This window comes from Mucilaginibacter sp. R-33, assembly GCF_049949235.1.
Taxonomy (GTDB): domain Bacteria; phylum Bacteroidota; class Bacteroidia; order Sphingobacteriales; family Sphingobacteriaceae; genus Mucilaginibacter.
Window position 1 is genome coordinate 5,869,765 of the sequence record NZ_CP188089.1, and the last position, 26,554, is coordinate 5,896,318.

General features: G+C 42.0%; 22 protein-coding genes. 11 read left to right on the forward strand and 11 right to left on the reverse strand.

The window, feature by feature from the left end; all coding sequences use genetic code 11:
* Nucleotides 1–49: 49 nt before the first annotated feature.
* Complete coding sequence (locus ACP26M_RS24430) at nucleotides 50–1,189, reverse strand: acyl-CoA dehydrogenase (protein ID WP_426584034.1); 1,140 nt, start codon at nucleotides 1,187–1,189, stop codon at nucleotides 50–52.
* A gap of 408 nt (nucleotides 1,190–1,597) precedes the next feature.
* Between ACP26M_RS24430 and ACP26M_RS24435 the strand changes: the two genes are divergently transcribed.
* Nucleotides 1,598–1,837, forward strand: coding sequence for a helix-turn-helix domain-containing protein (locus ACP26M_RS24435; RefSeq protein WP_090530481.1), 240 nt, complete (start codon nucleotides 1,598–1,600; stop codon nucleotides 1,835–1,837).
* Between the two features lie 88 nt (nucleotides 1,838–1,925).
* A complete protein-coding gene (locus ACP26M_RS24440) occupies nucleotides 1,926–3,980 on the forward strand; it encodes a M13 family metallopeptidase (protein ID WP_426584036.1) in 2,055 nt (684 codons plus the stop codon).
* Between the two features lie 223 nt (nucleotides 3,981–4,203).
* Here the strand turns inward: ACP26M_RS24440 and ACP26M_RS24445 are convergent, their stop codons facing one another.
* The 6 genes from ACP26M_RS24445 to ACP26M_RS24470 all read right to left on the reverse strand — a co-directional run bounded on the left by ACP26M_RS24445 (nucleotide 4,204) and on the right by ACP26M_RS24470 (nucleotide 13,309).
* Nucleotides 4,204–5,829 carry an NADP-dependent glyceraldehyde-3-phosphate dehydrogenase gene (locus ACP26M_RS24445; RefSeq protein ID WP_426584038.1) on the reverse strand — a complete coding sequence of 542 codons (1,626 nt, stop codon included), beginning with the start codon at nucleotides 5,827–5,829 and terminating at the stop codon, nucleotides 4,204–4,206.
* 177 nt (nucleotides 5,830–6,006) lie between these two features.
* On the reverse strand, nucleotides 6,007–6,798 hold the full coding sequence (locus ACP26M_RS24450) for a mechanosensitive ion channel family protein (protein ID WP_426584040.1): 792 nt from the start codon (nucleotides 6,796–6,798) through the stop codon (nucleotides 6,007–6,009).
* 367 nt (nucleotides 6,799–7,165) lie between these two features.
* Entirely contained in the window at nucleotides 7,166–8,797 is a 1,632-nt protein-coding gene (gene groL / locus ACP26M_RS24455) for a chaperonin GroEL (RefSeq protein ID WP_426584042.1), read from the reverse strand.
* A gap of 149 nt (nucleotides 8,798–8,946) precedes the next feature.
* On the reverse strand, nucleotides 8,947–9,222 hold the full coding sequence (gene groES, locus ACP26M_RS24460) for a co-chaperone GroES (protein ID WP_090530466.1): 276 nt from the start codon (nucleotides 9,220–9,222) through the stop codon (nucleotides 8,947–8,949).
* Between the two features lie 413 nt (nucleotides 9,223–9,635).
* On the reverse strand, nucleotides 9,636–10,397 hold the full coding sequence (locus tag ACP26M_RS24465; RefSeq protein WP_426584045.1) for a PLDc N-terminal domain-containing protein: 762 nt from the start codon (nucleotides 10,395–10,397) through the stop codon (nucleotides 9,636–9,638).
* 173 nt (nucleotides 10,398–10,570) lie between these two features.
* Nucleotides 10,571–13,309, reverse strand: a complete 2,739-nt coding sequence (locus ACP26M_RS24470; protein ID WP_426584047.1) for a DNA gyrase/topoisomerase IV subunit A — start codon at nucleotides 13,307–13,309, stop codon at nucleotides 10,571–10,573.
* A gap of 334 nt (nucleotides 13,310–13,643) precedes the next feature.
* Between ACP26M_RS24470 and ACP26M_RS24475 the strand changes: the two genes are divergently transcribed.
* A complete protein-coding gene (locus ACP26M_RS24475; RefSeq protein WP_426584049.1) occupies nucleotides 13,644–14,309 on the forward strand; it encodes a hypothetical protein in 666 nt (221 codons plus the stop codon).
* Between the two features lie 201 nt (nucleotides 14,310–14,510).
* Nucleotides 14,511–16,409: a DNA topoisomerase IV subunit B gene (locus tag ACP26M_RS24480; RefSeq protein ID WP_426584051.1), complete on the forward strand. Its 1,899-nt coding sequence runs from the start codon at nucleotides 14,511–14,513 to the stop codon at nucleotides 16,407–16,409.
* A gap of 215 nt (nucleotides 16,410–16,624) precedes the next feature.
* On the opposite strand, the gene ACP26M_RS24485 is transcribed toward ACP26M_RS24480, so the two are convergent.
* Nucleotides 16,625–17,086 (reverse strand): DUF4019 domain-containing protein, encoded by a 462-nt coding sequence (locus ACP26M_RS24485; RefSeq protein WP_176625316.1) that lies wholly within the window; start codon nucleotides 17,084–17,086, stop codon nucleotides 16,625–16,627.
* Between the two features lie 116 nt (nucleotides 17,087–17,202).
* Here ACP26M_RS24485 and ACP26M_RS24490 point away from each other — a divergent pair, with 116 nt between their 5' ends.
* Together ACP26M_RS24490 and ACP26M_RS24495 are read left to right on the forward strand one after the other, a co-directional pair.
* On the forward strand, nucleotides 17,203–17,694 hold the full coding sequence (locus ACP26M_RS24490) for a cytidine deaminase (protein WP_426584053.1): 492 nt from the start codon (nucleotides 17,203–17,205) through the stop codon (nucleotides 17,692–17,694).
* Entirely contained in the window at nucleotides 17,694–18,353 is a 660-nt protein-coding gene (locus ACP26M_RS24495; RefSeq protein WP_426584055.1) for a GDSL-type esterase/lipase family protein, read from the forward strand. The genes ACP26M_RS24490 and ACP26M_RS24495 overlap by 1 nt, the downstream gene beginning before the upstream one ends.
* Nucleotides 18,354–18,421: 68 nt before the next feature.
* Here ACP26M_RS24495 and ACP26M_RS24500 read toward each other — a convergent pair whose 3' ends face one another.
* Nucleotides 18,422–18,850 carry a nuclear transport factor 2 family protein gene (locus ACP26M_RS24500; RefSeq protein ID WP_176625312.1) on the reverse strand — a complete coding sequence of 143 codons (429 nt, stop codon included), beginning with the start codon at nucleotides 18,848–18,850 and terminating at the stop codon, nucleotides 18,422–18,424.
* Nucleotides 18,851–19,023: 173 nt separating this feature from the next.
* Between ACP26M_RS24500 and ACP26M_RS24505 the strand changes: the two genes are divergently transcribed.
* The 3 genes from ACP26M_RS24505 to ACP26M_RS24515 all read left to right on the forward strand — a co-directional run bounded on the left by ACP26M_RS24505 (nucleotide 19,024) and on the right by ACP26M_RS24515 (nucleotide 20,585).
* Nucleotides 19,024–19,536 carry a YdeI/OmpD-associated family protein gene (locus ACP26M_RS24505; protein WP_426584057.1) on the forward strand — a complete coding sequence of 171 codons (513 nt, stop codon included), beginning with the start codon at nucleotides 19,024–19,026 and terminating at the stop codon, nucleotides 19,534–19,536.
* Nucleotides 19,537–19,584: 48 nt separating this feature from the next.
* A complete protein-coding gene (locus ACP26M_RS24510) occupies nucleotides 19,585–19,920 on the forward strand; it encodes a winged helix-turn-helix domain-containing protein (protein ID WP_426584059.1) in 336 nt (111 codons plus the stop codon).
* Nucleotides 19,921–20,090: 170 nt separating this feature from the next.
* A complete protein-coding gene (locus ACP26M_RS24515; protein ID WP_426584061.1) occupies nucleotides 20,091–20,585 on the forward strand; it encodes a molybdopterin-dependent oxidoreductase in 495 nt (164 codons plus the stop codon).
* A 14-nt stretch (nucleotides 20,586–20,599) separates the two neighbouring features.
* Here ACP26M_RS24515 and ACP26M_RS24520 read toward each other — a convergent pair whose 3' ends face one another.
* Nucleotides 20,600–20,902, reverse strand: coding sequence for a DUF4286 family protein (locus ACP26M_RS24520; protein WP_426584063.1), 303 nt, complete (start codon nucleotides 20,900–20,902; stop codon nucleotides 20,600–20,602).
* Nucleotides 20,903–21,042: 140 nt separating this feature from the next.
* The gene (locus ACP26M_RS24525; protein ID WP_426584065.1) at nucleotides 21,043–22,851 is read right to left on the reverse strand and encodes a tetratricopeptide repeat protein; all 1,809 of its coding nucleotides are present in this window, start codon (nucleotides 22,849–22,851) and stop codon (nucleotides 21,043–21,045) included.
* Nucleotides 22,852–23,035: 184 nt separating this feature from the next.
* On the opposite strand from ACP26M_RS24525, the gene ACP26M_RS24530 reads away from it, so the two are divergent.
* Together ACP26M_RS24530 and ACP26M_RS24535 are read left to right on the forward strand one after the other, a co-directional pair.
* Complete coding sequence (locus ACP26M_RS24530; protein ID WP_426584067.1) at nucleotides 23,036–24,898, forward strand: prolyl oligopeptidase family serine peptidase; 1,863 nt, start codon at nucleotides 23,036–23,038, stop codon at nucleotides 24,896–24,898.
* A 6-nt stretch (nucleotides 24,899–24,904) separates the two neighbouring features.
* Nucleotides 24,905–26,551 carry a sensor histidine kinase gene (locus tag ACP26M_RS24535; protein WP_426584069.1) on the forward strand — a complete coding sequence of 549 codons (1,647 nt, stop codon included), beginning with the start codon at nucleotides 24,905–24,907 and terminating at the stop codon, nucleotides 26,549–26,551.
* Nucleotides 26,552–26,554 lie beyond the last annotated feature (3 nt).

Sequence of the window (26,554 nt, forward strand, 5' to 3'; positions counted from 1 at the left end):
ATATAGTCTACTTAATCTATATACTTTCAAAGGTATAAAAACAGCGCCGTTATTTCAACAATCCGCGCGAAATGACAATTCTTTGAATTTCAGATGTTCCTTCATAGATCTGAGTTATTTTGGCATCCCGCATCAGGCGTTCAACGTGATATTCTTTCACATAACCGTACCCGCCATGAATCTGCACCGCTTCGGTGGTGGTGCGCATAGCTACTTCAGATGCATACAGTTTTGCCATTGAGGATGCCTGGGCATAGGGTTTTCCATGATCTTTAAACCACGCTGCTTTAAGGCACATCAAACGGGCTGCCTCAATTTCAGTAGCCATATCGGCCAGCTTAAATTGGATAGCCTGGTGGTCGGCAAGCGATTTACCAAAAGTTTTGCGCTCCTTAGCGTATTGCACTACAAGTTCGTAAGCACCTGAAGCAATACCTAAAGCCTGCGAAGCAATACCTATACGGCCGCCATCCAGTACGTTCATGGCAAACTTAAACCCAAAGCCGTCTTCGCCAATGCGGTTCTCTTTAGGCACTTTAACATCGGCAAACATCAGCGAGTGGGTATCCGAGCCGCGGATGCCCATCTTGTTCTCTTTAGGGCCAACAGTAAAGCCCGGCATTCCTTTTTCAACAATAAAAGCGTTGATACCATGGTGTTTTTTTTCGGCATCAGTTTGTGCAATTACGATATAGGTAGATGCGCTGCCTCCGCTGGTGATCCAGTTCTTAGTACCATTAAGCAGGTAATGATCGCCCATATCAATTGCTGTAGTGGTTTGTGATGTAGCATCAGAGCCGGCTTCCGGCTCCGAAAGACAGAACGCGCCAATGCATTCGCCTTTGGCCAGCGGTACCAGATATTTTTGCTTCTGTTCTTCGCTGCCATATTTCTCCAATCCATAGCATACCAGCGAATTATTCACTGAAACAATTACTGATGTGGATGCGTCAATCTTTGAAAGTTCCTCCATCACCAGCACATATGATATGGCATCCATGCCAGCGCCGCCATATTGCGGAGATACCATCATGCCCAGGAAACCCAGTTCACCAAGTTTCTTAACCTGGGCAGCAGGGAATTTTTGCTGTTCGTCGCGTTCAATAACACCTGGCTTCAATTCTGTTTGCGCAAAATCACGCGCAGCCTGGCGAATCATTTTTTGTTCTTCGGTCAGTTCAAAATACATGGTATAATTAAAAGCATAAATATATAAAAATTACTATGCATGCATAGTAATTTTTACATACAAAAAAAAGAGAGCTTTTTTTGAAGCTCCCTTTCCCCTAATTAATTTAAACTATTGATTAAACCCAAAACAAAGAACAAAAAATCTCAACTTGGGCGTCTGAGAATTCAATTTAATTTTTCACAGGTAGATGTTACTAAATCTTTTATTTTTTCACAGATGATACAGGGCGAATATCTGTATACAAATCCTTTGCCATAATTATAAAATTGTGGCATTAATATTTCATGTTTAAACGTTAGTTGCTCATTTTTATAAAAGAATAATATCTGTATATAAAATGTAATGGTGTTATTTTATATTTAGCTTGCACAAAAAATACAATGTATCACATTAGCCGATCCAGTCATGCTTTTAACTGATTTTGAATACCTTAACGACACTAATAGCGCATTTAAACGCAAAGTTGCCTTACAGATTAAAACTTTACGCAAGCAAAATCAGGTTACCCAGGAGAAGTTTTTTAACGAAACGCACATAAATATTGCCCGGCTCGAATCTGGTATTATTGATATCAGGTTGGAAACACTTCGTAAAATTTGTTATTATTTTAACGTTTCCTTAGCAGGTTTTTTCCAGGAGATATAATAAATTATCATATTTTAAAAAATAAGCTGTCCTAAATTCTATTTTACCATACAGTTGTTGTATTTTAATTCATACACACACCTAAAAAATGAACAGAAAAACCCAATCCTTATCCATAGTTGCCGCCGCGCTTGGCACCTTACTTAGTGCCTGTAGCCAAACCGACAAAACAAAAGCTTACGAAGCCGGCGACCCAGTGATCCATAATATGGATACCACCGTAAAACCGGGCGATGACTTCTTTAAATATGCCAACGGAACCTGGCTTCGCAAAAATCCTATTCCGGCGGCGTACGCTGCCTGGGGCATCGGCAATGTTGTGCAGGAAGAGTTGCGCGACAAGATGAAAAAAATCAACGAGGATGCGCTTAAAGCTAATGCCCCAAAGGGCAACAACACCCAAAAAATAGGTGATTTTTATTTCAGCGGGATGGACACCGTTAACATCGAAAAACAGGGGCTTGCACCACTGAAAGATGAACTGGATAAAATTGACCGGATAACGGATATCAAAAGCCTGGTTGAGGAGTTCGCACACTTACAAAGGATTGGCGTTACACAGCCTATCGGCGCTTATGTTGGGCAGGATGCTAAGAACAGTGCAAAGATGGCTTTGGGTTTATACCAATCGGGCATTGGTATGCCTAACCGCGATTACTACTTTAATAAAGATGCGCATAGCGTAGCCATCCGTACCGACTATCAAAATAATTACCTGCCCGTCATATTTAAACTGGCAGGCCTGCCTGCTGATAGGGCCGCTGCGGCCGCTGAGAAAACTTATTCGCTGGAAACTTTCCTGGCTGATAGCAGCCGGAAACTGGAGGACCTGCGCGATCCTTATCATAACTATAACAAAATGCCACTTGCCGCGCTGAGCAAGCTGGCCCCGGATATTGACTGGAAACCCACTTTTGAAAAGATGGACTACAAAAATGCGGATACCGTAATTGTAGGACAGCCTGAATATTACAGGGCGCTTAATAAAGCACTAAAAACTTTTACTATAGATGACTGGAAGAATTACCTGCGCAAGAGCTTGGTCACTGCTTTTGGGCCATACCTGAGCAAACCGTTTGATCACGAGGTGTTTCGGTTTTATGATAAGGTGATTTATGGCAGTACGGCCCAACTTCCACGCTGGAAAAGGGTGTTGGATACTGAAAACGGTTTGATGGGCGAGGTATTAGGACAAATCTTCGTAAAAGAATATTTCCCCGAGAAAACAAAAGAGCGCTATGTGAAATTGGTTGAAGAAATGCGCGCCAGCTTTAAAGAGCATATTGAAAAGCTGGATTGGATGAGCCCCGAAACCAAGGAGAAAGCTTACTACAAATTATCAAAAGTTGTCCCTAAAGTTGGTTACCCGGATAAATGGAAGGATTTTTCAACTCTGGAAATTAACCGGGGCCCTTACGCCCTCAACGTATTACGGGCAAACGAGTGGTGGCATAATTTCAGCGCGGCTAAATTAGGCAAACCTGTCGACCGTACTGAATGGGACATCACGCCTCAAACCTATAATGCTTACTATAACCCATCAAACAACGAGATTGTATTGCCTGCCGGCATTTTTACCATTCCCGGCTACAAGGATGAGAATATTGATGATGCCGTCATTTACGGTTATGCTGCCGCTTCAACTATTGGCCATGAAATGACCCACGGTTTTGATGACCAGGGCAGGCAGTTTGATGCTGCCGGAAACCTTAAAGCCTGGTGGAAACCGCAGGATTCGGTAAAATTTAGTCAGCGTGCCAAAATGCTTATCGACCAGTTTAATGGTTACAGCATTTATGGTTTGCATGTAAATGGCAAAGCCACTCAGGGGGAAAATATTGCCGATCTCGGCGGAATAGTAATAGGTCTTGACGCGTTCAAAAAAACACAGCAATATAGAGAGGGTAAACTCATTAACGGGTTAACACCCTTACAGCGTTATTTTTTAGGATACTCATTAGGCTGGCTTACGCAAGACAGGAAAGAATCACTTTCGAGCCAGATCCTAACCAATGAACATGCACCCGGTTTTATGCGTGTTAACGGGCCGTTTACCGATGTGCCTGAATTTTACGAAGCCTTTCATATTAAGAAAGGTGATAAAATGTGGATAGATCCGGATAAACGGGTGAAGATATGGTAGGGTAGCACGGTAACGATGTGGTTGGCCGTTATATGGTCACCTTTTAGTATGTTAAAAACAGACACGAAGCAAATCCAAATCATACAGGGCGACTGTAAATCGGGATTGCTTCGTGTCTTATAGTTGCAATGACTGTAAGTTGTTAATTGTCAAGTATAAGCATATTAACGCCCTTTTTTTAGGGTTGTCCTGGGGCTGCTCCTCATGACGTCCTAACGGTTCCCTACAATATAAACTTCGTGCTCAGGAAATTGGAATCATTGTCATTTACAATTTCATTGATGATGTTTTTGTTGGTTTCGGTCATTTTAGTGGTAACTAATGAGCGGATTGAGAACGACCTTAAGGCATCATGTACCGAAAGTGTACCCTCGGCACTGTCCTTGCGCCCGGTGAACGGAAATACATCCGGACCGCGCTGGCACTGACTGTTAATGTTTACACGGCTTACTAAATTCACAAAGGGATCGATCAGTGACGAAATTTCCCTCGCATCATTACTGAAAATACTCACCTGCATACCATGTGGCGAATCTATTTGGTAAGTGATCGGCTCCTCAATATCTTCAAACGGAATCACTGGGATCACCGGTCCAAATTGTTCTTCGCGGTACAGTTTCATGTTTTCATTAACCGGGTAAACTATGGCCGGGAAAAAGAACGAAGCCGATGTTTCACCTCCGTTTTCGTTAATCACTTTTGCGCCGTTAGCTACGGCGTCATTTACAATATCGGTCAGGTAAGCCGGTTTATGAGGTTCGGGGAGCGGGGTAAGTTTTACATCCTTTTCCCAAGGCAGTCCGAATTTAAGTTTGGCAACGGCTTCGCTTAATAGCTTTAAAAACTCATCGGCAACGGCTTTATGTACAAATATCACTTTAATAGCGGTACAACGCTGGCCATTAAATGACAGCGAGCCTAAAATACACTCGCTTACAGCCTGCTGCAGGTCGGCATGTTTGGTGACTATGGCTGCGTTCTTGGCGTCCAGACTTAAAACAGCTCTTAAGCGATTAATTTTAGGGTGACGCTTTTTCAAATCATTTGCTACTTTGCTTGAGCCAATGAAAGCCAGCACATTCACCTTGCCCGATGACATCAGCCCGGGTGTTACCACTGCGCCCCTGCCATAAATGGTGTTCACCACTCCTTTAGGGAATGATTCCTGGAAGGCTTTTAGCAATGGATAATGCAGCAGTGTACCGTGTTTAGGCGGTTTAAATAAAATGGTGTTCCCCATGATCAGCGCGGGAATCAACGTAGTGAAAGTTTCGTTTAACGGGTAATTAAACGGCCCCATGCAAAGCACTACACCCAGAGGCGAACGACGGATCTGGGCCACCAGCCCCTCGGCCATTTCAAAGCGTGACGACTGGCGGTCGATATCTTTTAACGCGTCGATGGTGGCATTGATGTATTCAATGGTACGGTCAAATTCTTTAGCCGAATCAGCGTATGATTTACCTATTTCCCACATCAGCAGTTTTACCACCAGGGTACGTTGTTCGCTCATTTTGTAAATAAAGCGCTCCATACATTTAATACGGTCGGCAATGCTCATGGTGGGCCATTCACCGCGGCCATTGTCATAGGCTTCAAGCGCGGCATCCAAGGCTTCAAAAGCTTCTTTTTCGGTGCAAACCGGGTACGTGCCTATCAGCTTCCGGGTAAAAGTACCGTCCTCTGCCCAAAAACCAACAGGTGAGTAAACTTCACTTACTTCGCCGTTCCATGGTTTCATTTCGCCACCGCTCAGGTATTCGCGCTGGTGTACTTCTTCAATCTGAAATTCGGGAGGAATATTATTTTCATCAATAAAAATTGAACTGAGCTGGGTTTTAAAACTCATATTTTTTCAAGGGTTTGATTTCCCTAAGATAAAAAAAGCCTGCTTTAACAAGCAAGCTTTATGTGTTATAATGTTTACTGATTTTTAATAGCCGAAGGCATTATTGATGATCCGCTCCACCTTCTTGAAAGAATTAGCGTTTTGAAGGGCCTTTGATTCCCGGTTTCCTGCTGCTTATCAAAATCCTGGTTTAGGGAAATTAACGCCACCCGCGGCAAGCTCTTTAAGCATTTGTTCCTGAAGGTTTATTTTAGCATTGAGGAAATTGGCCGGATCAACCCAAACATTAATGGTAAACCTTACGCTGTCACTATCCAGACTAATAACGCCCACCCGTGCGGCTGGGTCGTGCAGGATATCCTTATTGGCGTCTACCACAGCTGTCATGATGGTTTTGACCTTTTCCATATCGTTGTTATAGCCTACACGCATTTCAAAGTCAAGGCGGCGGCGGCCTTCGCGGGTTATGTTTACAATAACCTCGTTAAACAGTTTTCCGTTGGGGATAATGACAGTTTTGTTATCAGCAGTAATAAGTACGGTATAAAACATTTGTATAGATACCACGCGGCCGTCCTGACCCTGGGCAACAATACTGTCGTCTATTTCAAAAGGTTTTAACAACAGTATCAGTACGCCACCTGCAAAATTTTGAAAGGTACCCGATAGGGCCAAACCGGCCGCTACCGAAAATGCGCCGATGATGGTAGTGAATATACTCATCTCCAGCCCTATGATGTTCATTACCCAAATAATGAGTAAAACATATAAAGCTGTAATGGTTAGGCTTAAGAAAAATGGCTGCAGTGACGAATGGATGCCGCGTTTCATCATGCGCATGCGAAGTCTTGCACGTAAAAACTTAATAAACCATAAACCAATAAAAAATATGATTAGTCCACCTACATAATTGGGGCCGCGGGTAATAAGCCAATGGTGGAACTGTGTGTAAAATTCGTCCAGTTTCATAACTGGGCGCAAAGTTAATAATTATCTGTTAACTGTACAGAGATACGAAGAGCTCGGGGCCCTTAAACAACATCCAGTCAACCAGGGTGCTTTGTATCTGTTTTGTTTTTTGAGATAGACGTTTCATGACCTGCATTGTTCAAATCCTGTGCCTGATTAGTGCTGTATCAGATTTGTTATGCAACAATTACGTATTACTACACCCTGGGGGAGTGAAATTTAATTAATGATTGATTAATGACTGTTGCTTTACCTTAGGATGACTATAAAAGCCTCTTTTAAAGCATAAAACCCTGTATGCTTTTGCATACAGGGTTTTGAAAGTATATGAGTTTCTATACAAACCCCCTTAAGGGGCTTTGGGCTCTTACATCATGCCGCCCATGCCACCGCCACCCATTGGTGGGCCAGCTGGAGCATCTTCAGGATCATCAGCCAATACAACTTCAGTTGTTAATAACATTGCTGCAATTGAAGCTGCGTTTTCTAAAGCTACACGACCTACTTTAGTTGGGTCGATAACACCGGCAGAAATCAGGTTTTCGTATTTATCGGTACGTGCATTGTAACCAAAGTCGGCAGTGCCTTCTTTAACTTTTTGCACAACGATTGAACCTTCGATACCAGCGTTTTCGCAGATCTGACGTAGAGGCTCTTCGATAGCGCGACGGATGATCTGGATACCAGTGTTTTCGTCTTCGTTATCGCCTTTAAGGTCAGCTAAAGAGGCAACCGCACGGATGAAGGCAACACCACCACCAGCTACGATACCTTCTTCAACAGCGGCACGTGTAGCGTGTAAAGCATCGTCAACACGGTCTTTTTTCTCTTTCATTTCAACTTCGGTAGCAGCACCTACGTAAAGTACAGCAACACCGCCAGATAATTTGGCTAAGCGCTCTTGTAATTTTTCGCGGTCGTAATCAGAAGTTGTTGATTCAATTTGTGATTTGATCTGGCTTACGCGGCCTTTGATCTCTTCTGCAGAACCAGCACCATTGATGATAGTAGTATTATCTTTGTCGATAACGATTTTCTCAGCAGTACCTAAGTAGCTAAGATCAGCGTTTTCTAATTTGTAACCTCTTTCTTCAGAGATCAAAGTACCACCAGTAAGGATAGCGATATCCTCTAACATAGCTTTACGACGGTCGCCGAAACCTGGAGCTTTAACAGCAGCAACTTTCAGTGAACCACGGATTTTGTTAACTACTAAAGTAGCTAAAGCTTCACCGTCAAGATCTTCAGCAATGATCAATAATGGTTTGCCGGTTTGTACTTGTTTTTCAAGGATAGGAAGCAATTCCTTCATCGAAGAGATCTTCTTATCGTAGATCAGGATGTAAGGATTTTCCAGTTCAGCTTCCATTTTGTCAGCATTGGTTACGAAGTAAGGAGAAAGGTAACCACGGTCAAACTGCATACCTTCTACAGTTTTAACTTCAGTTTCAGTGCCTTTTGCTTCTTCAACAGTGATAACGCCGTCTTTACCAACTTTTTCCATTGCTTCAGCAATTAACGAACCGATAACCTCGTCGTTATTTGCAGAGATAGAAGCAACTTGTTTGATTTTGTTGTTGTCTTCACCAACAGTTTGTGACTGGGTTTTCAGGTTTTCAACAACTGCTGCAACCGCTTTATCGATACCGCGTTTCAAATCCATTGGGTTTGCACCGGCAGCCACGTTTTTAATACCTGCAGTTACAATAGCCTGAGCTAAAACAGTAGCAGTAGTAGTACCATCACCTGCAATATCGGCAGTTTTTGAAGCTACTTCTTTAACCATTTGAGCACCCATGTTTTCAAGGGCGTCTTTTAATTCAATTTCTTTAGCAACAGTAACACCGTCTTTAGTGATGGCTGGTGAGCCAAATTTTTTGTCGATGATTACGTTACGACCTTTAGGACCTAAGGTTACTTTTACTGCGTTAGCAAGGATATCAACACCGCGTTTCAGGGCGTCGCGTGCTTCAACATTGTATTTAACTTGTTTTGCCATGATGTTTTAATTATTTAATTATTGAATTAGCGAATGAGTGATTTGATTTCGCTTTCAATAATCTATTTTTTTAATTTCTTTGATTTTAAACCAGCGGTTTGAACAGGAATAAATTCACTAATTCAATAACTCACTAATTCACTAATTGGTTAAAGTACCGCGTATATGTCTGATTCACGCATAATTAAGTACTCTTTGCCTTCATAGGTAATTTCAGTACCTGCATATTTACCATATAAAACCTGGTCACCAACTTGTACGGTTAAAGGCTCATCAACTTTTCCCTGTCCAACTGCAACGATGGTTCCACGTTGAGGTTTTTCTTTGGCAGTATCAGGAATGAAGATACCTGAAGCGGTTTTCTCTTCGGCTGCTGCAGCTTCCACTACAACCCTATCGCCGATCGGTTTAATGTTTAATGACATAGTTATAACTGTTTATTTTTATTTAAGTTTTTCAGCCCGATATGCAACATCAATTATGCCAACCGGGTATTATGGCAAGTATTGACAGGCTAAACTGTTTTAATGTCAGCAAAAGGTTATTTGCGTTTTGCGGCTTAACAATTTTTTAACCCGATGGTGTCAGGTTGTCAGTATGACTTAGGGATGACGGTAGGGGGAAGGCTGCATTCATCTTACTTGTAATCAATAAACAAAAATACCATTCTTAATCGTTAGATTTCATTGCCGTTGACTTTAGTCAACGGGATAATGATGAAAAAACAAAGGGCTTTAGCCAAATGTCGCGAGAAGAGTTGGGCTAAAGCCCGATTATTTATTTCCTTTAACCGTTGACTAAAGTCAACGGCAATGAATAAAATATTTTCAATGGCCTATCATGCCGTTTTCCTCACAGCCGATAACTTCTTCAACTCATCCTTAGCCTTCGCAAACCATACCTTGTTGCTCTTGCGTTCAACAGGGCTTAGATGCGATTGCTCGTTGAGCATATCGGTGAAAATTTGCCAGGCATCGTCATCGCGGCTGGCACGGATAAGGAACATACCGTATTCATAGCGGGGCTCAAAATAGGAGTAACGCCCTTTCATCAGTTTAAATTCATTTTCGGCCAACTCTTCCTGGTAAGTAAGCTCAAGCGATTTGGCATACAGGATGTGCGCTTTTGAGCGGGCAAATTGTGGTAGCTTATACAGCTTTTTAGCAATCGGGATAACCTCATTATACTGGCCTTTTTCAAAGTAAGCCACAATGAGCTGCGCCATTACATGCTCGTTTTCGGCAAAGGCGCCGGTGAGACTGTTTTTATATATTTCGAGTGCTTTATCGATAAGGCCCGCCTCCAGGTAGGCATCTGCCAATTTTACACGGTTAGCAAATGTATCAGTAAACCTGACTTCATCTTCAAGACGTTTAATTTTGGCCCCGGGGTTGATTACCGCCTCAACATTTATTTTAGGTGCACGGATGCCGCGATTAGACAGGATCTCACTGTAGATATAATACAAACATCCGAATACAGGTATTACTATAAGGATCCAAAGCCATTTTTGCTGGGTACCGCGCCGCAGGCTATGAATGATGCAAAATGCCTCTAATGCCAATATAAGATAATAATAGTTGCCGCCGCCGAAGTACATGTCTGTTTATGATATAGGATTTGGTAATATTCAAAAATAACGAAAAAGCAGCTGTAAACAAGGGTGTTTATAGCCGTAAAATAATTTTTTGCTATTGTTTGAGTATTCATTAAACCGGATTGATCTGCAGGTAAATAAAAAAGCCACCGGTTATTGTTGCCGGTGGCTTTGCGTTAAAACAGCCCTAATTGTCCCTGATCATCTATGTCGATATCATCGGGGTTGGTGATTTCAAAATCAATCTTTTTAGGCGGCTTGGGTGGTTCTTCCAATTGTTCAGTTGGTTCATCTGAACTTTCTTTCTGTGATGCTACCGGCTCGTCTTCATTTGAATCCGTTGATGTCAAAGTATCCTCTTCGTTAGTGTTGGTGTCAGCAGCTTCAGTTTCCTGGTTAATGCCGTCACTTATCAGCTCAACCGATTTTATAGGATGTTGGGAAAGACGGTTCCCCATAGCTTTCATGCCTTTAACATCGATAACATCTGCTAAGTTCAGTTCAAGCGTTTCCGCAGTCTGATCCTTGCCTTTCAGGTGCGTCATGTTTATTACCGGCGCGGCATGGCCAAGCAATACCATTTTTGATCCGGCTTCTTCACTGATCAGGCCTACCTGCTTACCAATTGCTATGTTTTCGAAAGAGAAACGTTTAACAAGGTAGTTTTTGGATTTACCTTCGATATGCACGATCGAGAACACTGCCTGCGGATCGTACTTTTCGATCAGTACCATCTTATCATCAAAGTGGTTGTTCAGATCAAAGCTGCTCAATTCGTAAACACCGTTGCTGAGCACGGTAAGAATACGATCGTCGCCATCAAACTCTCCCAGGTATTTACCCCTGCCATCGGCGTTCAGGCGTTTCAGGATATCATCGTACCAGATCTTTCGTCCAGCCAGCGTTGACACCCCCTTGGTTTTCAGGATGATCTTTTTTACCGGATATTTGGTAATGATATTCCCCATCGAACCACGGCCTTTAATAGCTATTGAAGCAAAGTCCTCATCAAACTGCAGTTTTTTAAGTTTTGAATGAGGTTTAAGCTGTACATTCACTACCTCGGCCTCACCGTTAGGGTTAGCAGTAAAATATAATACTTTTGAACCTTTGGTGCCTTTGGTGAGGTCATATTCCTTGTCGCGGGTTACACCCACTACGGAGAATCGTTTGATATAACTGATGCCACTTTCGCCGTCTTTATATATCATATTATAAACGGTGCGTTCGTCATTCTTTTTAAACACGGCAACGTGAATGATGTCCTTACCCACAAAAACCTTGTCCTGTACCTTGGTAATCATGCAACGCCCGTCCCCCCTGAAAACAATGATCTCGTCAATATCTGAGCAATCGCCGACATATTCAACCGAGTCATCTTTCTTCAGGCCAGATCCAATAAAGCCGTCGGCCCTGTTAACATATAGCTTGATATTAGCCAATGCTACCTGTGCAGCTTCAACCTTATCAAAGGTGCGCAATTCAGTTTTACGCTCCCGGCCTTTGCCGTATTTGTCTTTCAGTTTCTGGAACCAGGCAATGGTATACTCAGTGAGATGTTTCAGATCATGTTTAACCTGTTTGATCTCATTTTCCAGTGCCTTCATCTGTTCATCCGCTTTTTTAACGTCAAAGCGGGTGATGCTGCTCATAGGTTTATCTATCAGCTTTTTATAATCTTCGGGCTGAATGGTACGATAAAACTGAGGAAAGAAAGGCTCAAACAAGCGGTTCAGCACTTCAAGCACAACCTCAAAATTGCCCGAGTTTTCGTACTCAGGATTTTTATACATCCCCTCCTGGATAAAGATCTTAAGTAATGAACTGAAGAAGATCTTCTCCATTAAATCTTTCAGCCTGATCTCTAACTCCTGTTTAAGCAAATCTTTGGTGAAAAATGTGCTTTCGGTAAGCATATCGTTCACGCTCATGAAGCGCGGCTTATCATCCTGTATTACGCAGGTGTTTGGTGATATGGATACCTCGCAATCGGTAAAGGCATAAAGAGCGTCGATGGTTACATCGGGCGAGATGCCCGGAGCCAAGTGAATAATGATCTCTACATCCTTAGCCGTATTATCTTCAATCTTTTTGATCTTGATCTTACCTTTATCGTTGGCCGAGATCACGCTGTCAATTAAACTGCCGGTAGTAGTAGTAAATGGTATTTCGGTAATGGCAAGTGTTTTTTTATCGCGCTCAACAATTTTAGCCCTTACCCGTACCTTGCCACCGCGCTGCCCTTCATTGTATAAGGAAGCATCGGCCATGCCACCTGTAGGGAAATCAGGCAGCAGGTTCGGGCGCTCGCCTTTTAATACGGCTATGGAAGCGTCAATCAGTTCAATAAAGTTATGCGGCAATATTTTGGTAGCTAAACCTACCGCAATACCTTCGGCTCCCTGTGCAAGCAGCAAGGGGAACTTTACCGGCAGGGTAATAGGCTCTTTATTACGGCCATCATAGCTGGCCTGCCAAACGGTGGTATCCGGGTTAAAAACAACATCGAGCGCAAATTTTGATAACCGCGCTTCAATATAACGCGGTGCCGCCGCCGAATCGCCGGTTACTGGGTCGCCCCAGTTTCCCTGGCAATCAATCAGCAGGTTTTTTTGACCAATCTGCACCATGGCATCACCAATAGAAGCGTCACCATGGGGGTGATATTTCATAGTGTTACCGATAACATTGGCGGCTTTGTTAAAACGCCCGTCGTCCATTTCCTTCAACGAATGCAGGATGCGGCGTTGTACGGGTTTTAAACCATCGTTGATATGGGGAACAGCCCGGTCGAGAATTACATAGGATGCATAATCAAGAAACCAATTTTCATATAACCCATCGAGTGAGGCAACGGTGTGTAGTTTTTCTTCATTAGGGTTTGGTGTATCGTTTTGATGCAGATCTTCACTCATTATTCAATAAAAACTTTTGGATTGGTAAAGATACGGATTATGTACTGATGTGCAGATGAAGTGAAGTACATTTTAATGTCTTGTTAATATTGATTTATAACAAAATTGTTACGTTTGGATAGACTTGCAACAATTACAAATCACAAGCGTAAAAATTATTAATGCAACAAATAATTGATTGATATTGTCGTTAAAGCATAGCGGTTATTTGGATGCGAGAGGGTGTTGATTAATTAATTTGTTTATATATTTACCTATGGTGCTATACCCGGGTTTTTTCCTGGCTGCCCCTTAAATGAAAACTATTTTGAAGTTAAACCGGCCCTTATTGCTTATGGCTTTATCATTGCTGTGCTTTACAAAAAGCATAGCTCAGATAAGTCCAAGGCCGTTATATGCCCAAAACAACAAGAAACATACAACTGCGAAGGTTAAGCCTGGCTACTCAAAGCTCAAAACAGCAGGTACAGATCAGTTTAAAGAATTTACCAAGCTTTTGGCCCAGGCCAATGTAATTTATACCCCACCCAGGGGGTTTAAAGAGATTCCCGCTCCCAATGATGAGGATTTTTCATTTGATTATGCGTTGCAGTTGCCGGGGCAGGATTTTGAAGTATGGTTCCAGGTAAAATCCCAGAAACAGAATTATACCAGTTATGAGCAGGGGCAATATGATATTGACCGGGAAACCGAAAATCCCGATTCGATATATATAAATATGAGCAGGGCGCACGCCATAGCCTTTACCGGCGAAAGGGATAACTTTATGCGGAGCATACCGGTTAACGTTTTAAATAGATATAAAGCTGATGCCGGTAAGTCATACCTGTTAAATCTGCTCGATTTGCCTGCTACCAAGCATTATAAATACGCGCTACTTATCGCATTACAGCGTAACCATACCGGCACTATTATGGCTGTTTGTTTTACTAATGATAAAGGCCCCGAGTTTTTTAAAAATGTAGACAGGGCAAGTAATTGCTTGAAGTTTAAGCCATAGAGGATGTCAGCATGAGATAAAATTCCCCTATTGATGGGCATTACTATATCAAGAGGGGGATCACACACCCTCTCTTTTTTATAAGGATTCCCAATCCCCCAATGTTAATAAGTTGATATTTGCTCTCCGTTAATTCAGGCGGGAAGTTTTATTTTTGCAGTTAGGCGTATTTTACGCTGTTTAATTTTCTACTTTATATACATGGCAGAACCAGTTAATTATAGTGAAGATAGTATCCGCTCCCTCGATTGGAAGGAGCACATCCGTTTACGCCCGGGTATGTATATTGGTAAACTGGGCGATGGCTCTGCTTATGACGATGGTGTATACGTACTGCTTAAAGAGATCATTGATAACTCGATAGACGAGTTTGTAATGGGATCGGGCCGTACCATTGAAGTGAACATGAGCGACCATAAGGTATCGGTGCGCGATTATGGCCGCGGTATCCCTTTGGGTAAAGTGATCGACTGTGTATCCAAAATAAATACAGGCGGTAAATACGATAGCAAGGCCTTTCAAAAATCGGTAGGTTTAAATGGGGTAGGTACCAAAGCGGTTAACGCGCTTTCCAACTCATTTACAGTACAATCATACCGCGACGGCCGCACCAAACTGGCCGAGTTTGCCAAAGGTGAACTGATTCGTGATGAGAGCGAAAAAGATACCACCCAGCGTAATGGTACCGCTATCAATTTTATACCCGACGACACCATTTTCAGGCATTACCGGTTTATCCCGGAGTTTGTAGAAAGTATGATCTGGAACTACGTGTTCCTGAATGCAGGTCTTACCATCAACTTTAACAATCAAAAGTATTTTTCGGAGCGCGGCCTTTATGACCTGCTCACCCGCAATACCGATGCTGAAACCTTACGCTATCCGATTATCCACCTTAAAGGCGAGGACATTGAGATAGCCATGACCCACGGCCAGCAATACGGAGAAGAATATTACTCATTTGTTAACGGTCAAAATACTACCCAGGGCGGTACGCACCAGGCCGCCTTCCGCGAGGCGGTAGTAAAAACCGTGCGCGAGTTTTATAAAAAAGAGTTTGATGCATCAGACATCAGAGCTTCAATTGTTGCCGCTATCGCCATAAAGGTGCAGGAGCCGGTTTTTGAATCGCAAACCAAAACTAAGTTGGGCTCGCAAAATATTGGTCCGGAAGGGCCGTCTGTGCGCGGCTTTATTAACGATTTTGTTAAAAAGGAACTTGATAATTATCTGCATAAAAACACAGAAGCGGCTGATGGCTTGCTAAAAAGAATCCTGCAATCAGAAAGGGAGCGTAAGGATATTGCAGGTATAAAAAAACTGGCCAACGAGCGTGCAAAAAAAGCATCATTGCATAACCGCAAACTGCGCGATTGCAAAGTACATTTTGACGATACACACGAACGTAAACAGGATACCACGTTGTTCATTACCGAGGGTGATTCGGCCAGTGGATCGATCACCAAATCGCGCGATGTGATGACCCAGGCTGTGTTTAGCCTGAAAGGTAAGCCGCTCAACTGTTTTGGTTTAACCAAAAAAGTGGTGTACGAAAACGAAGAATTTAACCTGCTGCAACACGCTTTAAATATCGAAGACGGCCTTGATGTTTTACGTTACAATAATATTGTGATAGCTACAGATGCCGATGTGGATGGAATGCACATTCGCCTGTTGTTAATGACCTTTTTCCTGCAGTTTTTTCCCGACCTGGTGAAGGCCGGTCACGTTTCGATTCTGCAAACGCCGTTATTCCGTGTGCGTAATAAAAAGGAAACCATTTATTGCTACAGCGATGAGGAACGCCGCAACGCGATTGCCAAATTGGGCAACAAACCCGAGATCACGCGCTTTAAAGGTTTAGGTGAAATTTCGCCCGATGAATTTGGTTTGTTTATTGGTAAAGATATGCGCCTCGACCCGGTAATATTAAGGGATGCCAACGTAAAGGCGCTCCTCGAATATTTTATGGGCAAAAATACTCCAGCCCGTCAAATGCATATCGTTAATAACCTGCGGGTTGAAAAGGATGATGAAACTATCAACCCAACAATAGCTAAAGAAACTGAAGCTGAGGAAGAGTTGCCAGTGGCTGTATAAACCTTGATTTGCCTGATTAGGGGATTTTCCTGAGTTGTGTAACTTAAGAAAATCCCCTAATTTGTTTCAAGCCAGTGGTCAGTGTTTTCACCATACCGCACGATGTGGGATACGATTGCAATAATTGAAATAGCCGTAAAGTGGTGCGGTGATAACATATACCACTAGCTCAATTTTTTGTAATGCCCTAATTTTTTGTTTTGATTATGTGCTTTTTATTTAAAGAAGCCGTCGGAGTTGATATTATAGGCGAGGATTTTAATCGAACCATCTTTTTCTTTTACAAGCCTGATCGATTCAACCGCTTTATATTTGCTGTGTTTGGTGTTGTATGCAAAAACATATTCTGCAGATGGGTTAGTCCCCACAACCCTGCGTGTTTCCCATTTGTTTACCGTTGTTGAGTCAAGGTCGCCAAGTTTGTTTTCTGTTGCGGTGTATAACTCAAGTAATTTATCCTTGGTTGTAACCGCCCAAAACTGATTACTGTAAAGCTTAAAGGTGTCGTTGTACTTTTTAGCTTTTATAAGCTCAAAAAGTTTATTCGTTACTTTTTCACCGTCTTTTTTATCCTCTTCCCTGTTTATATAAGTATTGTTAAAGCTGCATCCATTTAAAGTAATGACAGTTGTAAATAAAATTAAGCAGCGAAATTTAAGTGATTTAATAAATTGCATGAGCGTGAGTGAGTTTAGATAATGGAATAAATGTAAATAAATCTTTTCAAAATTTTAATCCTGTTAAAATTTGCTTATCTTGTTTCCCCCGATTTTTTAACAAGGGTCGATAATATATGATAAGTCACGAAATTAAAATAGCCTTTGACGAATATGAGTCGCCGGCCGATCTTGATAAAGCCGACAGGCAGCTGTGCCTTGAAGCACAGAAAGCGTTAAAGAATTCCCATTCTCCATATTCCAAATTCCGTGTTGGGGCTGCACTTCGTTTGCAAAGCGGTAAAATTATTTACGGCAGTAACCAGGAAAATGTAGCCTATCCATCGGGTTTATGTGCCGAGCGGGTGGCATTGTTTAACTGGGGAGCCAATCACCCTGATGATCCTATCGAGGCTATGGCGGTAACTGCACACTCAGATGATTTTCCTATTGTAAAACCAATTACCTCATGCGGATCCTGTTTACAGGTATTAGCTGAATGCGAAAAGCAGCAAAATCAATCAATAAAAATTATATTGCATGCCGAAGATGGACCGGTTTGGATCATCAAAGGCATTGAAAACCAATTGCCGTTTTTATTTTTTGAAGAACGCATAGCTACCCCATAATGAAACTAAAATTGTTTTTACTCTTCATCGGCCTCGCACTTAGCGCCGGTGTATTGGCCCAGCAGGGTTTCCCGTTTGATAATGAGATCAGGGCATTTAAACACCAGGATAGCCTGAGCTTTCCAAAACCAGGTGGTATTTTATTTATTGGCAGTTCATCTATCCGTAAGTGGACAGATCTCGAGCAGCGGTATGCCGGTATGCCTATTATAAGGAGGGGAGTAGGCGGTTGCGAATTATGGCAGATAGCAGATTATTACACGCCTTACATCCTGTTCCCATACAAGCCACGCAAAATTTTTGTTTATGCCGGCGAAAACGATATAGCGGCAGGTATATCGGCCCAGGCGGTTGCCGCTTCATTTGCAAAGCTGTGGGAACTAATCCATCAGAAATTGCCGGATGCCGAAGTGTATTTCATGTCGATTAAACCGAGTCCGGTGCGCGCTAAATATTATGATGTGGTTTATGCCGCGAATGAGCTGGTGAAAAGCTATCTGAAAGGTAAACCAAAAAGTTATTATGTCGACCTGGTTCCGGCTATTTACAAGCCGGGTACTACAGCCCCTGATTCAAGTTTGTTTAATAACGATTACCTGCACCTTAATAGCAAAGGTTATGATAAATGGCAAAAGGTACTTGATCCGCTGGTGAAATAAAATAAAAAAGGCCCCGCACCAACGGGGCCTTTACCTACTTATATATTAAACACTAAACTAAAACTTACTTATTTAAAAACGCTGTACACGTTTGTGATTTTCCAGCCGCTGCCGGTGTTGGTAACGGTTACATAGTTGCTACGGGTAAAAGTGCTGTATTTCATATCAACTTTTACTACGGCCAGGTCGTTGTTGCTTTCAACAATTGAGGTGCTGGTAACGCAGTCCTGCTCAGTATTTTTATTGGCTTTTAATAAGTCAACTACTTCGTTTTTGGTAAAACTTAATACTTTAGTACCGCGTAACATGCTGAATTTTGCCGATTGATCTACCACTTCGTTAAAGCCTTGTATTTTGCCGCGGGTCATGGCATCTATATAAGTGTTGATGGCGTAGTTTTTGGTTAAATTGTCGCCTTCTATTTTATCTGTTGCTTTTGCAGCAGTGCCTATTACTAATAAGGCTAAGCCAAGCATGATTGATTTTAAAGTTTTCATATTGTTGTTGTTTTTTAGGTTTTTAACTTTTAAATTGTTTTTATACTCATAAGACATCGGTACCATGCATTACGTTACAGCCGATACAACTAAATATGACGATTTAACAAACATTTAACATTTTCGCATATTTTTTAGGCATGATGGTAACAATATGCCGTTGAATAATACTTATGGTTGATTTTAATACTATTATATTACAGTTTGCCGAACAGGGTGAAAAAACAGGGTGGACATACATTGAGATTCCCGCCGATATAGCGCAGGAAATGAAACCCGGCAATAAAAAGTCATTTCGTGTAAAAGGTAAACTGGATGAGTTTGAGGTGCGCGGTATGGCCCTGATGCCTATGGGCGAAGGGAATTTTATCATAGCTTTGCGAAAAGAGATCTGTAAAGCTATCCATAAACATCGCGGGGCCACGCTCCGGGTACGCCTTGAACCCGATGATGATTTTAAATACATTGTTCCGGATGATCTGCTGGAGTGTTTTGAATATGAACCTGAAGGCGGCGAGTTTTTCAATAGCCTGGCCGGAAGCCACCGGGGATATTTTATAAAATGGATTGAGAGCGCTAAAACGGAAGTTACCCGAGCTAACCGTATAGCACAAACCGTTAACGCCATGGTGCGCCGCATGGATTATGGCCAAATGCTACGCGCTCAAAAAAAAGCAAGGGAGTAACATGAGTTATGTGCCAACATTGATAAATTTGGTGATTAACAATTATTAATGGAAATCCCTTCATTTAAACTTAACGGCCGTATCTGGATAGAAATAGCCGAGGAAAAAGTACTTGGCCATGGCCGGGTTGAGTTACTTGAGCGGATCCATGCCTCGGGCTCCATCAGGCAGGCCGCGCTGCAAATGAAAATGTCATACAAGCAGGCCTGGGATTTAGTTAACCACATGAACGATGGTTTTAAACAGCCGCTGGTAATTTCAAAAAGAGGTGGAAAGGGTGGTGGAGTAGCCTTGCTTACACCATTTGGGCTGGAAATTATCGGGGAGTTTAAAGATTTGCAGCAAAAATTCTTTCAATTTTTAGAAAGGAATAGTAAAAAGTAAAGGTTTTTTCTGGGTTTAGTATTGAAAATTAAAAAACAGTATTCGTGGTGGATTGATTTGTCGATCCTATTCTGCATTTTTGCGTTGTGTTTTTTAAAATATAACGAAACCGCCATATGAGATAAGCATTCTGCAGATCTACATCAATCAACAAAAAACTAACATCAACCATGAAAAAATATGCCCTTGTATTGCTTTTACTGATTGCCGGTTTAGCAACCCATGCCCAAACCGTAACCAAAGAGTCAGTAGTAAAAGTAACCGGAGAAGTAACAAATCCACTAACCATTGGCCCTGCCGAGTTGCAGCAATACAAGCAAACCACAGTTACCCGTAAGGACAAGGACGGAAAAGCCCACATCTATTCGGGCGTAATTGTATCCGAAATACTGACTAAAGCAGGTGTTACCCTGGGCGCCGACTTACATGGTAAAAACCTTGTCAAATATCTTTTAGTTGAAGCCAGTGACGGTTACCAGGTACTTTTTGCCCTTGCCGAACTGGACAAAGGTTTTACCGACCGCGTGATCATTCTTGCTGATAAAATCGATGGTCAGCCCTTAGCCCCGGCTGATGGGCCGTTCCGAATCATTGTTCAGGATGAAATGAAGCCAGCACGTTGTATAAAACAGGTAACTGCTATGAAGGTGATGTTTGCGAAGTAGGCTGCAATTTAATCCTATTCCACCTCTTCCATCAGGGTATTAAACATCACAAACTTTTCATTAAATTTTTCCTGGTGGGTGGCCTGGAATTTGTGCAGGTGGTTCATATAAAACTGCTGAAAATGGTCAATGCTATCTGCATTGTATTGAATGCAATAGGTAACTCCTTCGTTAGGCGAATCAATAACAGTCAGGATGCGGTACGAACTGAAATGCCCGGTAGCCATGATAGCCGGGATATGGATGGTTTTGATATAGTTAAGCCATTCGTCATGAATGGTTTCGTCAATTATTATGGTATCGTTGTATACAATCATGTTGTAAAATTAGTTATTTAAGTTGATTGGGTGAATGGTTGATTTAGTGAGTAGTTGATTAAGTGACTGGTTGGCATACTCAGAACAGCAGCAATTTAGATAACCACTCGCCATTTAACCTAATCAACCACTTACCAACTTTAAGACGCATCCGGTTTATCGCCCCTTAATACTCTGAAACGTTTGCGGGCTTCGTTGATCCAGAGGCTGCCGGGATAATCGGTTATAATTTTCTGGTAATAGGTTTTGGCGATGGTTTTATCGTTCAACCTGTTTTCGTAAATATCGCCCAACATAAATACAGCATCATCGGCCCACAGGTCTGCAGGATGTTCTTCAAGTATTTTTTTCAGCAGGGGTGCCGCTCCGGCATAATCCTTCTGCTGGATTAGGATACGTGATTTAGCCATCATGATATCATCTTCTAAAGCATTATTCGGGAACTTTTTGCCAATGCTGTCCAATATTATTACCGCCTTTTCTGGATTTTGAGCGAAAATCTGCAAATCTGCCCGGGCGTACATTTTAAGTGCTGCCCCGCTGCTATCGGCCGCAAGATTATCCTGGATCAGCAACAATAGGTTGAGTGCATCATTTGCTATTAATTGCGATGTCGCAACCTTCAGCACATCTAACTGGCCTTTTGCCCAGGTGAAATCTCCGGTATAATAAGCCATTTTCGCATTTCTGAATAAAGCATCCTGCCCGATGGCAGTAGCTGGGAAATCTTTCTCAACCTGGCTGTAAAGCAGGGTGGCTTCCCAGGGTTGGTTGTTAAGCAGGTAAATATCGCCTAAATCAAGCTTACAATCGGCCAACAGGTTTGGCCTGATACCATTTAACCTGGTAGTTTCTTCCAATAATTTTTGGGCGTCCTTAAGTTTGTGAAGCTTAAAAGCTTGCAGATTGGCCAGCTTCTGCATGGCAAAGGCGGTGCTGCTGTTACGGCCAAATTCGGTGAGCAAGTCGTTATAGTCTTTTTCAAGTCCAAGCAAATCTTCGGGCAGGTATTTGCCCGATGTTACTTTCAGGTTTTTGGTGTTGATCAACTCAATCTTTGAGGGGATGTATAAGGACGATGTTTTCCCTTTGCTGATAATGTATTCATATCCGCGGATGGCTTCGTCATAAGCATCATTGGCAATGAAGGTACGGCAGAGGTCATAGATGCTGTTACCATCGTCATTTTGCCGGCGACTTAAGGCCAATGCCTGGTTAAGGGCCAGATCAAATTCTTTTTGCTGCAGGTATTGCCAGGTAAGCAGATCGGCATAAATGGTTTGCTGCGGGTCTTTCTGAATGCGCCTCAGCAAAGCTGTTTTAAGCATATCATAATCAGCGCTACCCTCGTATACATTTGAAAAAGCATTTTCTGCCTGGTTTATAAAGTTGGGGTTTTGGGGTAAGAAGTTCAGGTATTCGTCGGTGAGGGATATTTTGTCGCGCTTAAAACGGTAAAGGTTAATAAGCTCATAAGTAAACATGTTATCATTTTTAAGCAGTTTCCGTCCTTGCTGAAAAATTTTGATCGCATAATCAATATTAGCGCTTTGGTAAAACTGGGATGCCAGGGCAGTTATTTCACCCTGATCGGCAGGGAGGCTTTTGATCAGGTCATCATAAATAGCGTCAGCTTTGGCCATATTGCCCTCCTGCGTGTAAATGTTGCCCAGCATTATAGCATACTGGTGGTCATCAGGATGGCGGCGGATCAGTTTTTTGGTGATGCTTTCGGCTTCATCAAATTTTTTAAGGTTGAGCAGTGTATTTACGTATACGCTATAGTAATTCTCGTTGTTTTGCTTGTATAACTTTTGATAAATTTCAAGTGCTTTTTGCGGTTCGCCATTTGCATTATATTGCTTGGCCAGCAGCAGTTCATTGTCCTGTGCAAGCAGCCTGCTGCTAAAGCAAAAAGCAAGAATAATAACAATATATAAAGCCCTCATTTGTTCAAAAATAATCAATTAATAGGATTGCTTAAGCCAGTTTGCCATATTATTTATATAACGGTATATAAGGGTAAAATTGTAGTGACATCTTGATAACATCGAACTTATTTATCTAATTTGAGTACGTGAATAAAATGGGGTATTTGTAGCTATGTTGAGCCGGGTCAGATTTTTTCTTATTGTGAGTTGCATTATTGTCTTCTTTTCCTGCAACAGGAGTAAAGTAAGGCAAATACCCATTATTGACTTTTTTAAGACACCCGAAAGGAGCTTTTACCGAATTTCGCCCGATGGCAAATATGTTTCATACCTTAAGCCATTTAAAGATAAGCAAAACATATTTATACAGTCATTAGCTGATGGTAAGGAACGGATGGTTACTCAATTTGAGGACTATTCAATCAGAGGTGATTATTTCTGGACGTACAATAACCAGCTTGTTTTTTCGCAGGATCTTATCGCTACCGATTCGGTTAAGATGTATGCCTTTGATGTGGCTGCTAATAAAAGCCGCACTATATTATCGCTTGGTAATGTGAGGATAGGGCTGGTTAACCGCAACCGTCAGCAGCCGGATGTCATCACTATTAAAACCAATGAGCGTGATCCGGGTAACTTTGATGTTTACCGCCTCAACGTAAAAACCGGCGAAATGAAGACTTACCTGCTTAACCCGGGTAATATTACTGAGTGGTTTGCAGATGCCGACGGCAGGATCCGGCTGGAAAGGGCATCAGACGGGGTTAACGAAACCATCTTATTTCGCCCCGATGAGGATAAGCCTTTTAAGCCTATTATTGAAAATAATTTTAAGAATGCAGTAAGGCCTATAGCATTTACAGGTATTAAAAATTATTTCTATGCGCTATCAAACGTAAACCGCGACAAGACGGCCCTGGTTGAGATCAATGCGGAGAATGGTAAGGAAGAAAGGACAATTTTTAGTTGCAGCAAAGCGGATATTACCGGCTTTGAGTATTCGAAAAATAAACACCGGATAGAATTTACCGGCTGGGACGAATCAATGCCGCGTAAGCACTTCCTTGCTCCTGATGTTGAGCAGATGTACCAAACCATTCAGCAACAGCTTAAGGGTAATGAGATCAGGGTGGTTGACCGCGACAGCTCTGAGAATAAATTTATCCTCAACACTTATACCGACCGTAATCCCGGTTCATACTATCTTTTTGAAAAAAACAGTGGCAAGTTAACCAAGCTAAGCGATCTTAACTCAAGCCTCGTTCCGGCAGAGTTATGTGCCATGAAACCTATATCGTATCGTGCACGTGACGGCTTGTTGATAAATGGTTATTTAACCCTGCCCAGGGGCGATAAAAGCGAAAATTATCCGGTGGTAGTTATGCCGCACGATGGGCCATGGGGGCGCGACACCTGGGGATATGACGACCAGGTGCAGTTTTTGGCCAATCGTGGGTATGCCGTGTTCCAGGTTAACTACCGGGGATCAACAGGTTATGGTAAAGCTTTTCGCAGTGCGGGATATAAACAGGTAGGCGGCAAAATTCAGGATGATATTACCGATGGGGTACACTGGCTTATCGATACCAAAGTTGCAAACCCTAAAAAGATTGCCATTTTTGGCGGTCGTTTTGGGGGCTTTTCGGCGCTTTACGGCGTGTCATTCCATCCTGAACTATACAGTTGTGCTGTAGTACAATATGGGCTTATTAACTTTTTTACCTATATTAAAGATGCACCACCATTTGTTAAGCCTTATTTAAAAATGACCTACGAAATGGTTGGCAATCCCGAAACAGATGCCGACCAGTTAAGAGCGATATCGCCGGTTTTTCATACCGATAAAATTAAGGTTCCGTTAATTATATTTCAAGGTGCCAAAGATCAGCGGGCCAATATCAGTGAGCTTAACCAGTTTGTGCGTGAGTTGCGCAAACGGAACGTAGATGTAAAATATTTTTTAAAACCCAATGAACGTGCATATTTCAGGAGCGAACATAACCGTATGGAGATGTATGCCGAAATAGAGAAGTTTTTGGATAAGAATATGCGGGTTAAACCATAATCCGATATGGCATTACAGAAAAACGCTTACCGGCAAAACTTTACGCTGATCACCATTTTCCTGGTGTTCATTTCCATAACTTTTGTGGTAGCCCTGTTTATATCTTATAACCTCACCGCCAAGTATGTTGAAAATGAGTTTTCCTCAAAAAAGGTTGAGGTACTGGAACAAACCATTAAGCCATATTATGAATTTTTTCAGAATAAGATCCCTGAAATCACCTCCTACCAGGGTTTTCTTGATTCGGCATCGGCAGGTAAATATGCGGCCTCTGTTTTTCATGATTATAATTTTGTGCGCCGCGTTATCTTTTATGATGCCCTCATTGGCGGCAAAACTACGATGACCGTGCGCAAAAATAATTTGAACATAGCTGCTAAGGCGGTTTATCAGTATTGGCACGTTAATGACAAGGTGTACGGGGCCGAGCAGCGGAGAACAGTCAATGAAGATGATTTCAGAGAGATGGCTATTAAATTAAGTAATTATATAGCCTTTTCAGATACATCACGCGTATCAAGTCAGGATGAACTTTTTAAGGCTTTTTGGGATGTGAAACCCGATAAGATCAGTTATACCAACGTTCTCAGGCGCGAGGATGTCCGTATCTATCGTGACATGCAAATGCTGGGTAACAGCAAAGGGGCTTCATATAAGCAAAACATGATGACCTTTTATCTCGACCCGTACCTGATCAAGGTGAAAAATACGCATCCCGAGCTGTACGAAAATGTATCCATTCAACCCGTAGTATATGATCCTATTGACAGTGAGGGCGATAAACTGATAACCGAGGTGTCGTTACCGGTTGCTTTTTCTGATTACAAGTTGTTCTTTAGTTCGGCACAGGGTTATTTAACCGCCGAAATTAACCGCCGCTTTATGCCTATCGGAGCTATTGTATTATTAATGACCCTGTTTTTAATGCTAATAGGCTGGCTTATATACCGTAACCTGAACGTGAATATGAAGCTGTTCAAGCTTCAGTATGATTTTATCAACAACTTTACCCACGAGTTTAAAACACCGGTAAGTGTAATTAAAATAGCAGGGTCAAATTTACGTGGCGATGGCGAACTTACCGAAAGGCAACGCCGCCATTACGGTAAGATACTGGACGAGGAAGCTGATAAGCTGAATGAGTTGATGAACAAGCTGCTCTCATTTACACAGATTGAAAATAAATCCATTACGCTAAAAGAGGAAGAAATTGATATAGAGGACTTTATTAGCCGGTATATTGATACCTTTAAAATAAAGTACGCTGATTTTAATATTAAATTTAAAATCAACAGGGTTGAAACTTTTTATACCGATCCGGTATTATTAGGAAGTGTTTTTCAAAACCTTATTGAAAATGCATACAAGTATTCGCATCCTCAGCAAAAGGAGCTGTTCATCAATATTTCACAGGAAAAGCGCAATATTGTGTTTTCGTTTGCTGATAAGGGGATAGGGATACCAAAAAATGAACTGAATAACGTTTTTAAGAAGTTTTACAGAATAGAAAACCAATACAATCAAAACGGGAGCGTTGGCCTTGGCTTGGCATTTTGTAAAGAACTGGTTAATTTTATGAACGGTGATATAACCGTTCACAGTAAGGTTAACGAAGGTTCGGAATTTATAGTTACGCTTCCATATGAAAATTAAGAT